The organism is Kribbella solani (assembly GCF_014205295.1).
Taxonomy (GTDB): Bacteria; Actinomycetota; Actinomycetes; order Propionibacteriales; family Kribbellaceae; genus Kribbella; species Kribbella solani.
In genome coordinates, this window is the sequence record NZ_JACHNF010000001.1 from 4,906,864 (window position 1) to 4,918,735 (window position 11,872).

The 11,872-nt window shown below is 67.8% G+C and carries 10 protein-coding genes and 1 pseudogene; 9 read left to right on the forward strand and 2 right to left on the reverse strand.

Annotation, left to right across the window (positions count from 1 at the left end):
* Positions 1-107: 107 nt before the first annotated feature.
* The 7 genes from eccD (at position 108) to HDA44_RS22370 (ending at position 8,748) form a co-directional block, all read left to right on the forward strand.
* The gene (gene eccD, locus HDA44_RS22340; protein WP_184837447.1) at positions 108-1,448 is read left to right on the forward strand and encodes a type VII secretion integral membrane protein EccD; all 1,341 of its coding nucleotides are present in this window, start codon (positions 108-110) and stop codon (positions 1,446-1,448) included.
* A 3-nt stretch (positions 1,449-1,451) separates the two neighbouring features.
* Complete coding sequence (gene eccB, locus HDA44_RS22345; protein WP_184837449.1) at positions 1,452-2,867, forward strand: type VII secretion protein EccB; 1,416 nt, start codon at positions 1,452-1,454, stop codon at positions 2,865-2,867.
* Positions 2,868-2,953: 86 nt separating this feature from the next.
* Positions 2,954-3,277, forward strand: a complete 324-nt coding sequence (locus tag HDA44_RS22350; protein ID WP_184837451.1) for a hypothetical protein — start codon at positions 2,954-2,956, stop codon at positions 3,275-3,277.
* A gap of 6 nt (positions 3,278-3,283) precedes the next feature.
* Positions 3,284-4,531 carry a hypothetical protein gene (locus tag HDA44_RS22355; RefSeq protein ID WP_184837453.1) on the forward strand — a complete coding sequence of 416 codons (1,248 nt, stop codon included), beginning with the start codon at positions 3,284-3,286 and terminating at the stop codon, positions 4,529-4,531.
* A 509-nt stretch (positions 4,532-5,040) separates the two neighbouring features.
* On the forward strand, positions 5,041-5,763 hold the full coding sequence (locus HDA44_RS22360; RefSeq protein WP_184837455.1) for a type VII secretion protein EccE: 723 nt from the start codon (positions 5,041-5,043) through the stop codon (positions 5,761-5,763).
* 247 nt (positions 5,764-6,010) lie between these two features.
* Positions 6,011-7,108 (forward strand): LuxR C-terminal-related transcriptional regulator, encoded by a 1,098-nt coding sequence (locus HDA44_RS38655; protein WP_184837458.1) that lies wholly within the window; start codon positions 6,011-6,013, stop codon positions 7,106-7,108.
* On the forward strand, positions 7,105-8,748 hold the full coding sequence (locus HDA44_RS22370; RefSeq protein WP_184837460.1) for an AAA family ATPase: 1,644 nt from the start codon (positions 7,105-7,107) through the stop codon (positions 8,746-8,748). The genes HDA44_RS38655 and HDA44_RS22370 overlap by 4 nt, the downstream gene beginning before the upstream one ends.
* A gap of 27 nt (positions 8,749-8,775) precedes the next feature.
* Here HDA44_RS22370 and HDA44_RS22375 read toward each other — a convergent pair whose 3' ends face one another.
* Both HDA44_RS22375 and HDA44_RS22380 read right to left on the reverse strand, forming a co-directional pair.
* Positions 8,776-9,333: a hypothetical protein gene (locus HDA44_RS22375; RefSeq protein WP_184837462.1), complete on the reverse strand. Its 558-nt coding sequence runs from the start codon at positions 9,331-9,333 to the stop codon at positions 8,776-8,778.
* Positions 9,330-9,890, reverse strand: coding sequence for a hypothetical protein (locus HDA44_RS22380; protein ID WP_184837464.1), 561 nt, complete (start codon positions 9,888-9,890; stop codon positions 9,330-9,332). The genes HDA44_RS22375 and HDA44_RS22380 overlap by 4 nt, the downstream gene beginning before the upstream one ends.
* Before the next feature lie 212 nt (positions 9,891-10,102).
* On the opposite strand from HDA44_RS22380, the pseudogene HDA44_RS38970 reads away from it, so the two are divergent.
* A pseudogene (locus tag HDA44_RS38970) lies at positions 10,103-10,762 on the forward strand (protein kinase domain-containing protein); the annotation flags it as partial.
* 693 nt (positions 10,763-11,455) lie between these two features.
* Positions 11,456-11,821 carry a hypothetical protein gene (locus HDA44_RS37475; protein WP_238352517.1) on the forward strand — a complete coding sequence of 122 codons (366 nt, stop codon included), beginning with the start codon at positions 11,456-11,458 and terminating at the stop codon, positions 11,819-11,821.
* Positions 11,822-11,872 lie beyond the last annotated feature (51 nt).

An 11,872-nucleotide genomic window follows, 5' to 3' on the forward strand; every position in this document is an offset into this window, starting at 1 on the left:
GACGTTATGCGGCGCCGGCACCGGACAACGGCCGGCGGCCACTAGCTGACTGTCCGCAAGCTGCAAGCCCCGGTCACTCGGCAGCGCCCGGTGCCACCGTGGCGAAGGTGAGCATTCGTGGACTGGTCAAGGTCACCATCGACGCACCGGAACGCCGGATCGACCTGGCGCTGCCGGAGCGCTCGACGGTCGCCGAGGTGCTGCCCGGCATCCTGCGCCATGCCGGTGACGGGCTCGCCGACGAAGGGGCACTTCAAGGCGGCTGGGTCCTCCGCCGTCCTGACGGCGAGACGCTGGAGACGCACCGGGACCTGGCTGGGCAGGAGGTTCGGGACGGCGAGGTCCTGCACCTCGCTACAGCTCACCAGCACTGGCCGGAGCTCGAGTACGACGACCTGGTCGATGCGATCGCTACCAACGCACGCTCCGGTGGTCGCGCCTGGACACCTACAGCGACCCGCTGGTGTGGACTGGTCGCCGGTGCGGTTGCTCTGCTGACCGCGCTCGGCCTACAGCTGCGCAGCGGACCGCCTTGGGAGGACGTGGCGCTGTTCGCGCTGGTCACCGCAGGCGTACTGATGACAGCGGGCGTCGCACTGTCGCGGGCCGTTGGTGACGGAGCAGCGGCTGCTATGGCCGGTGCGGTGGCTGTGGCGTTCGGATTCGTCGGCGGAGCATTGTTGCCAGCTGCAACGTTTCGGCTGACGGAGCTGGGAGCGCCACAGCTCACTGCGGGTGGTGCGGTGGTCCTGTTGCTCGGACTGATCGGGTACGTCGGTATCGCTCGGCACACCGCCGTTTTCGCCACTGCAGTGACCGTTGGAGGGCTAGCACTGGTCGCAGGGGCGCTTGGCGACTGGGGGACTGGTACGCGGTCGGCTGCTGTTGTCGGTGCGCTGGCGATCGCGCTGGTACCGGTGGCGGCTCCACTCGCCATGCGGATCGGACGGCTGCCAAAACCGGTGCTACCAACCAGTACCGCTGATCTACTCGCTGATGCACCGCAGCCGCCCCGGCGGATCGTGTACTTGGCGGTGCATCGTTCTGCTGCGTTGTACACAGGCATCCTGGCCGGGCTGTCCATCGGCTTGGGCTGTGCGCTGGCTGTGCTGACCTGGTCCACCGCTACGCCAGCACGTGTACTAGTGGTGCTGCTAGTCGGGATCTGTTTGCTCCGGGCGCGACTGCTTCCTGTAGTCGCGCATCGGTTGTCCCTGATCGGTGCAGGTCTCTTTGGACTCGGCTGGTTGCTGGTGCAGTCGCCGTACATCTTGCTGGTGTTCGCGGTTGCGGCCTGGTTCCTTGGGCTCTGGTACGCGAGACATCGGCCCGGCGCGTACCTGGCCAGGTACGCCGAGCTGGCTGAACTCGTACTGGTTCTGCTCGTCGTACCGGTGGTGTTGTGGGTGCTCGGACTGTACGCGTACGTCCGCGGACTGGGCGGTTGACCGATGGCATCCAAACGGGATCAACTGCAGTCGTATCAGTTCGTACAGCAGCGGATGACCCATGCGCTGTTGCTGCGCGAGACCGATCCGGAGTACCCGCCGTTCCGCCGTGGCATCGTCGCGATGCTCGTTGGCATCGGCCTGGCCGTACTGGTGCTGGCGGGCGCCGGTGTGTACGGGCAGCTGTCGCCGGGTGGAAAGACTTCGTGGAAGTCCGGTGACCACGTCATTGTCGAGAAGGAGACTGGCACGCGGTACGTGTACCGGGACGGCGTGCTCTATCCAGCTGCGAACTACGTGTCAGCGTTGCTACTGGCGAACAAGTACAGCACGCCGCTGATGGTGTCGGCGAAGTCGCTGCTCGGCGTACCTCGTGGGCAGCGCGTCGGAATAGCTGACGCACCGGACTCCCTGCCCGCAAAGGGACGGTTGCTGGGGAATGGGTGGTCGTTGTGTGCGCAACCTGGTGTCGACTCTGCAGGCAGTCCGATGGTTCGGTCGGTTCTACTGGTTGGAACAGAGCAGTCCGGTGCTGCAGCCGAGTCATTGCTGGCAGTGGGACCTGATGGGCGTCGGTACCTGATCTGGCGCGGCTACAAGCATGCGATCCAGCAGCAGGCGACAGTTGCCGCGGCACTCGCGCTGAACGACGAGGCGTGGCTGCAGGTGCCGTCGGTCTGGCTTGACCTGGTTCCATCCGGTCCACCACTCGGGCCGATCTCAGTACCTGGTGCAGGCACACCGTCAGTCTTGCTCCGACCAGGGCGAGTCGGGACGCTGTACGTCGTACAGACCTCCACCGGGCAGGGACAGTACTACCTACTGCAGCGGGATCGGCTAGTGGCGATCAGTTCGTTGCAGTACGACGTACAGCGCACTGCGCCCGCGACCCGGCAGGCGTACCCAGGCGCGGTACCGGAAGCCGTACCGCTCGATCCGGCTGTGGTGGCGCAGGTGTCCGGTGGTGTGGGGACGCCGGCATCGGACTCCGCGCTTCCAGCCACTCGACCGACGTTTTCGCGACCAGAGTCGTCCGGGGACTCGGTGTGCGCGGTGTTCTCCAGCGGTGAGTTCCGGCCGCGCTTTGTGTTGGCTGGTGAGCTGCCGTCGGCTGGGGACGCCGGCGTGACCGCAGGTCGTGGTCCTGGCGGACTGCCGCTGGCTGAGCTGGTTGTCGTACCGCCTGGCCATGGAGCAGTGGTTGAGTCGATGGCTTCTCCTGCGCAGCCAGCCGGGTCCGGGGCGCTGTCGTTCGTGAGTGATCTCGGCCGGCGCTACCAGCTGGCGACTCGCGACGTACTCGGCGTACTCGGCTACGACCAGCCACCCGTAGTACGGCTGCCGGCCGAGCTGATCAGCCGACTCCCGGCCGGCCACGCACTCGATCCAACAGCCGCGAGCTATCCGATCGGCCCGTAGCTGACGTTCGGTGGCCTGATCCGGTCTACGACCGGACTGGTCCGCGAACCCTGATGTGGTGCAGACGACGAACCCGAGGAGGAACAATGCACATCGGCACACTGACCTTGGTGCCCGACGAACTGCGTCAGTTCGCGGCACTCGCGCCACTTGCGACTGTCACACCGGTCTCCAGCACTGTTGGAGCTACACCGCTGCTGATGGGAACGATGCCGGAGAGTGCAACCGTCGAGGCGCATGTCCGGTTCTGTGTGGAGCACACCGGCTCGGTCACGCTGCAGGCCACCAACGGCATCGCGGCACTGATCGACTCCGCGCTCTCGGTCGCCGCGCGGTTCGAGAGCACCGACCTGACGAACGCGACAACGCACCGGTCCCTGACCGACCAACTCCCGACGGCGAGGGTCTGACCGGACATGGGCGCGTACTTCGGGATGGAACTGAACGCGATGGCGGCAATGCTCTACGGGCAGCGCGCCGAACCCTGGCACGCCGGCGCCGACCTGTGGGGTTCCGCATGCCAGCAACTGCTCGCCACGCACGGCGACCTCGGCGCGGCGAACGCCGTCATCACCACCTGGCCGTTGAGTGTCGGCTCCGCATCGCAGGCAGCGTTCAGCGGACAGGTGGTCGGCAGTCTCGCGTCACTCGGCGAGTGGTCCGCGTACACGGGTGCGATGTCCGCTGCGCTGCGACTCGGCGGTACCGCGCTGAATGCGGCGCAGGCGGTCATGCCGGCGCTGCAGAGTGGATACGACACAGCGGTGGCGCTGAGCGCGGCACCGCTCATCGGGCCGTTCGCGGCGCAGGTCGCGCTCGGGCTGCAGACCGCGGGCGCCGGGATGATGGAGGCAGTCGGCACGGTGATGCAGGCACCGACCGCCGTACCGCCGCCGTCTCAGGGGTGGCAGGGCCCTGGCGGTGGTGCGCCGACGCCGGCTTCACCGGTGCCCGCCGTACCTGTGACTGACGTGCTTGACGCGACGGACAAGCTGTTCAGTGCGATGGACAAGGGCGTCAGCTTGGTCCAGAAGATCACCAGCCTGGCCCAGTCCGGGAGTGCCCAGGACACCTTGAACAAGCTGCCGTTCAAAGACCTCCCCGGTACGGTGATCCACCCGGACCTCCCCACGCTGGCCGGCAGCGCCACCAACCTCCCCGCCTCAATCGGCGTCCCCACCACCGGTCCTGGCGGTCTCGGCGGCGGCGTCGGCGTCGGCGTCGGCGGTGTCGGCCTGAGCGGCCTCCCAGCCGCCGCGCTGACCGGCACTCTCGGCGCCCTCACCAACTCCCTACGCCCCAGCTCTCCAACCAGCGCGCAGCCCTTCGGCACTACCAGCCGCTCTGCCGCACTGGGCGCCCGCATAACCCCAGGCACCGAACCCGCTCTAGCCGACGCCACCGCCCGCCCCACCCCCACCAAACCAACCCCCGCCATCGCTCCCCCCACCGCAACCCCCTCCGGCGGCGGCGGCAGCACCACCGACCCCCGCCCACGCAAACGCCCCACCAAACCCAACTCCCAAGCTCCCCTCCACCCCGCCCTCCAACCAACAGTCCAGGCAAGCCCACAAACCCCCACACCCCAATTCACCCTCCCCCCAACCCCACGCCCCACCCCCAACCCACCACTCGACACCGAACTCTTCACCCCCCACCCATGACCACACCCCCACCCCTCACAACCCCCCAGCCCCCGCCCCACACCCCGCCGCCCTCCCGCGCCGCGCTGCCTCCTCCCGCCACGCCGCCCTCTCACGCCACGCCGCCTCTCAACGCCGCGCTGCCTTCCCCAGGCACCGCCTCCTCGCGCGTGCAGCACCCTCAACCACCCCGCGCCCCGGCCCCCGCACCACCAGCGACCCCTACTTCGGCACTACCCACGACGGCCCCATCAACCACCACCGCGCGCGCCAACTCACCAGCCCAGCACTCCGCTTCACTCACCTACGGGCCCCGCATACAGCCCGCGCCCCACACCACCAGTTCCACCACCCCAGCACCCACCTTCGCCCCCAGTTCACCCACCTCGACCGCACCATCAGCCATCACCACCGCACCAGTCGAAGCAGGCACCCCGGGCACGGAGCAACGCCCCCGGGTAGCTGTCGGACAGGTCGTTTGCTGGCAGGTCGTGGTCGCTCTACTGGCAGCCTCGGCAGGACACAGGTGGGTGCTTGAAGCAGCAGCCGGACTGGTAGCGCTACTAGTAGTGGCAATAACAGCAACCTGGCGACACGGGACCTGGACCTACACCTGGGCCCAACGAGGCATCAGCTACCTGATCCGTGGCACCAGCTTCACCGCACTGGACGGCGTACGCGGCCATCTCACCCTGGGTACCAACGACCTAGGCACGATCATCCGAGCCGACGGCATAACTGTCCTACTGGAAAGCGACCTCCCCGCCGACCTCACCCCAGCGGACCTACTGGATGAACAGCCACCCCCAGGAGTTCACCTGAAGCTGATCCGGCGCCCCGGTCGCGTGTGGATCGGAGTGACAGCAGTGCGCTCACAGGAGCGGTCGCAAGACACCGACCTGGAGCTGCTGCTCACCAACACGATCCGCCGCCTCACGAAACGCCTACACCGCCGCGGCCTCCGAGCAGAGCCGCTCACACCGGACGAGCTGTCCACCCTATTCACCACCCTCACTCCCAAGCGCCTGACCGAGGAATGGGACGCCCTGGTCCTGGACCAGACCAACAGCCGCTACCGCATGTACGCGGTGCCGACCGCCCTGGCCCTGCACCAACCCGGAGCAGTCACCGTGACAACCGCCAGCAACCTCGACCACGCCCTGGTGCTGGCCCACGCCGCCGCCCCACAGTCCCCGGCCGCAACCGCCCAAACCGGCCGCCACCGCGCCGCCTTCACCGCCGCCCTCCCCTGATCCAGCCCCCGTATCAACCGGCCACCCACGCCGTACCAGGCCGGACCCCCGCCGACCCAACCGCCGTACCAGGCCGCACTCCCCGCTGGACAACCGCTGTACCAAGCGGCAAATCACTCCGCTGGACAGCCGCTGTATCGGCTGTATCGGCCGTGGACAGCCGCAAGACCCCCGCTGGATGACGGTTCGCGATGGTTCTGGTGTTCACACCGAGTCCATCGACTCACCGAATCGAGCGAGGTGTCCCGTGTACCACTCAGAGCCCGCCGAAGGCGCTTCGTACCCCCGCGCGGCGCGCTACCCCCGCGCCGTGAAGACCGCCCCGCAGGTCCGCACCACCGGACTGCGGCTTGCCCACCTCGGCGTCGACCCGACCGCCGAGCGGATGTACCTGGTCGTACTCGAGCGCCCCTCCTGGACTGCCGCCGAGCTTGGCGAACGGCTCGGCCTGGACGAGGTCTCCACTCGCCAGCTGATCGAGCAACTGACCAGCCTCGGCCTGCTCGCCCGCGGCAGCTCGGGTGACGTGGTCCGTCCGCTCAACCCACGGCTCAGCCTCACCGCACTGCTCGCCGAGCGCGAGGCGGACCTCGCCCGCGTCACCCGCGACCTGGAACGCAGCCGGGTCGCGGCGGCCGAGATCGCCGGTGAGTACGCCCGCCGACACCCCGCTCCGCTCGGCGACAGCAACGGTGCGGTGGACTGGGCGACCAGCCCGGCCGCTGCTCAGCGCACCATCGAGGGTCTGCTCAAGGCAGCGACTAGCGAGGTCCTGGTGAGCACACCGGCTACAGCAGCTCTCTCCGACCCCATCGCCGGCCTACGCGAACTCGGTACCGGTCCACTCGCTCCACCGGTTCGCTACCGCATCCTGGTACCGGACGCCGCGCGGACGGACCCTCTGCTGTCCCGACGGCTGCAGCAGCTGACCCGCAACGGCGCACAGGTCCGTACGGCAACCACTGTCCCGCTGTGCGCGATGATCGTCGACACTGCGACCGTAGCGCTGCCAGCCGACCGGACTGGTCGCGGAGCCGTCAGCATCCTCCGGCTGGCGTCTGCAGTCGGCGCAGTGACTGAGCTGTTCGAGCGGGTCTGGCACACCGCCACTCCGCTCCGCCAGCCGGCCGGTCTGGGTGACGCGTCTGGTCTGACTGTCCGCGAACGCGAAGTGCTCTCGCTACTGGGTGACGGCGGCACCGACGCCTCGGCAGCCGCTCAGCTCGGTGTATCGGTCCGGACCGTCCGACGGATGGTGTCAGAGATGATGGCGCGGCTCGGTGCCCAGAGCAGGTTCCAGGCCGGGCTGAAGGCGGCCGAGCGCGGCTGGGTGGGTCCGCGATGAGCCGTACTCTCCTGGTCGCACCAGGTCGTCCAGGCGCCTACCCGAGCATCGCCGCGGCCGTACTCGACGCTCCCGTCGACGCGGTCATCTCAATCGCAGCCGGGGTGTACCACGAGACGGTCAACGTCGCAGACCGTTCACTGACCTTGGCTGCTGACAGTGGCGAGGTCACCATCGACGCCACCAACGCACCGGTACCCGCGCTGCGCTCCTCTGGTGGTCGACTCGCGCTACGCGACCTGATCATCCGCGCTGGTGACGCACCGGCCGTACAGCTCGACGGCGGCACGCTGCGAGCCGAGCACTGCGCTCTGTCCGCTGGGTTCGGGCCAGTGCTGCTGGCAACCGGTCCGGCCGAGCTGTCCGTCTCGCACTGCCAGGTCGACGGCGGCGAGCACGGCCTCGTACTGGAGGACTGCACTGCCCAGATCGAGCACACGAAGGTCAACGGCGTGTCAGCAGACGGAGTCATCGTCCGTCTCGGTGCAACAGCAGTGCTGCGCGACTGTCAGCTCACCAACTGCGGACGCCGTGGCGTGTACGCCTACCAGTACGGCCGCCCGACTCTGGAGAGCTGCGAGATCTCCGGTACGGCAGAAGCGGGCGTACTGATCGCCTCCGACTCGACCGCGGTACTACGCCACACACTGGTCCGCGACACCGCCGGACCGGCCGTCGTGTACGGGCGTCGTTGTCGTGGCGAAGTGGTGTCATGCCGGTGGGAGAACACCGCCGAGCCGCCACTGGAGGTGGCCGAGCCGGAGCTGGTGTCCGTGACAGAAGCACCACCGGTCGAGGTACACGACGTCGAGCCCACCGCAGCGGATGTGGAGTCGCTGCTGAAGGAGCTGGACGCAATGGTCGGTCTGGCGAGTGTGAAGGACGAGGTACGCAGCCTGATCGACGAGCTACAGGTCAACGAGTGGCGCCGGAAGGCAGGGCTGCCGATCGGCAGTCTGAGTCACCACCTGGTGTTCGCGGGTGCACCTGGTACCGGCAAGACAACAGTCGCCCGCATCTACGGCAAGCTGCTCGCGGCGCTCGGCGTACTCCCCAAGGGACAGTTCAACGAGGTCGCCCGGCGGGACCTGGTCGGTCAGTTCCTCGGGCACACCGCGGAGAAGACCACGACGGTGTTCGAGAGCGCGACCGGCGGGGTGCTGTTCATCGACGAGGCGTACGCGCTGTCCCGGGCCGGCGCGGAGAACGACAGCTTCGGTCAGGAGGCGATCGACACCCTGGTGAAGCTGATGGAGGACCATCGCGACGAGGCAGCGGTGATCGTGGCCGGCTACAGCGACGAGATGGTGCGGTTCATGGACGCCAACCCCGGTCTGGCGTCGCGGTTCTCGAAGACCATCGACTTCGAGAACTACGCCCCGGACGAGCTCACTCTGATCGTGCAGCGGATGGTCACCGCGCAGCAGTACGACTTGGACGACGACGCCGCGCCGATCCTGGAACGGCACTTCGCGGTGGTCTCACAGGCCGCGAACTTCGGCAACGCGCGTGACGCCCGCCGCCTGTTCGACCGGGTACGCAAAGCTCAGTCGCAGCGCCTGCGCCGGCTGGGCGGTATGCCCAGTGTCAGCGAGCTGCGTACATTCCACCTCGACGACGTGATCACGGCGGTGTCATGAGAGCAGGGTGCTATCGGAGCAGCGGTGTCATGAGACCGGTTCCAGGACGGCGACGAACTCCGAGAGCAGTGTGGAAACCCCGTCCAGGACGATGTCGAGCTGGGTGTTCGGTGCGCCCGACTCACCCTCGTCCTGTTCGCCGATGGTCGCCAACACCTCGCAGTGCGCCCATAGCGAAGGCGCAACCCAACCCCACTGCCACAGCTCGTAGACCGTCGCATTCACCACGGCAAGCGGGTCCAGCCCTGGTACGCCGATGGCGAAGCGGTCTGGGTCGCCACGCCGGTTGCCGAGTCCAATGAACAGTGGCAGCAGCCGGTACCGCTGCGCGAGCGCCATTGCGTCGTCAGCCGGCACTAGTACCCCGCGGTCCAACAAACCGTGTACATGTCGCTCGGCGTCCTCGATGTCCGCGTCAGTGCACTCTGACATCAGCTCAGGCAGATTGGGCCAGCGGTGCGCCAGTACCCAGACGCCGAACTCGGACTCGGTCAGCTGCTCGGCCGTGCGCCCTATGCGGACCATGTACTCAGCAGACGCGAGCGGACCGGCGCCGTGGCCGACTGGAAACACTGTGGTGGTCATGGCTGCTCCGGTGCGGCGAAGTCGAGGCATGCGGCGTTTGGCGTCAACAGCGCGTGCAGCGTGTTCAGTACGGCCTTGAGGTCGATCTGGTGTTCCTTGCAAGCAGCCAGCAGGTTGGGAGACAGATGAGCCCACAGCCACAGGTCGTACAGCACGCGGCTCATGCCGGCGAGCGGCAGGTCGGTAGTACCCGATCGGAACATGGCTGGGACGTCGGTGGTGTTCCCGAGACCGAGCTGCAAGGGCAGGAGCCGGTGGCGGACCGCGAAGGTTGTCGGATCGTCCATGTCGACTTCGGCCAGCAAGTGCCTGTCCAGCAAGCGGTCGATCACCTCTGCCGGGAAGTCGCTGGTCAGCAGGGTCATGATGCGAGTGCGGTCCCAGACAGCCTGGCCGGCCTCGTCGCTCATCCCATGGGCCAGCGACCAGACGGTGAACTCCTCGTCGGACAGTTCGACGATCTCGCCGCCGAGGCGGACCTGCTGCACGTGGTCGTCCGCGCTGTCCGTGTAGTACGTCCCGAGGCAGTGACCGATCGGGAACATCAACGTGGCCATGGGACTCACAGTGGCAGTACGCGTCCCTACCGCGCCGCTGCTTGCAGCATGCGGCCAGACTGTGGCCGCAGCAGCCGGTGTCGCGGCGGACGACCTGTTCGCGCGGGAAGATGTGACTTGTGACAGACAAAGGACCTGACACCGTCCCGGCCATCTCAGGCTGTACGGACGTGGTGCTGGTCCGATCTGGAATCCCCAGGGTCTACCGGTGTATGCGGCAAGGTACGGCGGCTAGCGCACTGGTGTATCCGGTGCGGGTCGATGCTGGTACTGCGGCAGCTTTCACCAAGCAGGCGAAGGTTCTGCAGGGTGTGGATCATCCTGCGGTCGCGCGGGTGTTGGAGTCCGGGCTGGCCGACGGGTACCCGTACCTGATCAGCACCGCGGACACCGGGACGCTGGCGGAGCAGGTCCGCGATCAGCTCCGGTCGCCTGCTGAGTTGGCTGTGTTGGGGCAGCGGCTGGCGGAGGGGTTGGCGGCGGTACACGCGGCCGGTCTGGTGCATGGTGGGCTCACACCTGGCGCTGTGGTGCTGCTGCCGGACGGTCGACCGCAGCTGTCCGCGTTGACGCTCGGACTCGGGCAACACACCGGGCACGCCGCGCTGAACTCGCCGAGTCAGCTGTACGTCGCACCGGAGACGCTGCGGGACGGGACTGTCACTGCGGCATCAGACTTGTACGCACTCGGCGCAGTGCTACACGCGGCGATCAGCGGCAAACCCCCACTGGCCGCACGGATGGGCGAGACCGCCGGCGAACACATCCTCCGTGTACTGAACGAGGCGCCGCCGCGGCTGGATGTACTTCCGGACGCTTTCGCGGATGTCATCGCCCAGCTACTGGAGAAGGCACCCACCAACCGCCCCCAGTCCGCCACGGCCGCAGCCCAGTCACTCGCCGCACTAGCCGCCCGCACCGCCCCACCCATGCCCGCCGTCCGCCCCGTAACTGCCACCCCTGCAACAACCCGCACCCCCACTCCATCCCCCACGAGTCCTCCACCCCGCCCCCGCCCAGCCCTAATGACCCGAACCCACCTAACAACGTGGCCCCCAGCAACCATCCCCACTCCCCACCCCACCACCTCCCCAACAACCACTCACACTCCACACCCGCCCAACTCTCCAGCAACCACCCCCACCAACAACTCCCCCAGCACCCCACCACCACACGCTGCTCCACCCAGCACGAACCCGCCCGCACCCAACACACCACCCGACCAGCCACACATCCCCACCGCACGCACCCAGCCGACCGCAACAGCACCCACCGCACCCCCACAACCGGCAGCGGGAGCGACACCGCACACACCTGCTCGGAGTGCGCACAGCCAGCCAACAGCCGGATCACCGGCTGTGCATTCCGCAGCGAGCGCGCCCGCAGCTCCGGTCGGCTCGGCACAGGGTGCATCACCTTCGGTTTCCGCACCGGGTGTGCATGCACACCCGGTGCAGGGTGCAGGGGCCGGGCAGGGGCGTGTGCAAGGGCGGACGGGGGCTGGGGGTCGGGCGAGTGGGAGAGGGTGGCGGCGTGGGTGGCTGTTGGGGGTGGGTGGAGTGGTGATGGCGGCTGTGGTGGTTGGTGCGTTGGCGGTTGTCAATCGGAAAGATCAGAGCGACCACCAACCGATCTCCGGCTCGACCCCATCCCCCGCGTCTACCCCGGCGCTCGTCGTCAAACTGCAGCCGCCTGCCGACCACAGCACGTACGTCGAGCTGACCTGGACCGGACCCCCCGACGTGAACTACGCCGTCGTCGTCGCACAGGTGGGCAAACCTGCTGACCTGAAACTCGTCTACAAGCGGACCAAGTACAAGGTCGCGGTGGTCCCGGGTGTCCAGTACTGCTTCGCCGTGCAAGCCACCGACGGCATCAACACGACCGAAACCGACCCCCGCCCGGTCCGCGACGCCCAGTGCGCCCACTGACCCAACTCGCCCGCGCAGACCAACTCGCACCGCGGACGCCGCCACCCCGGC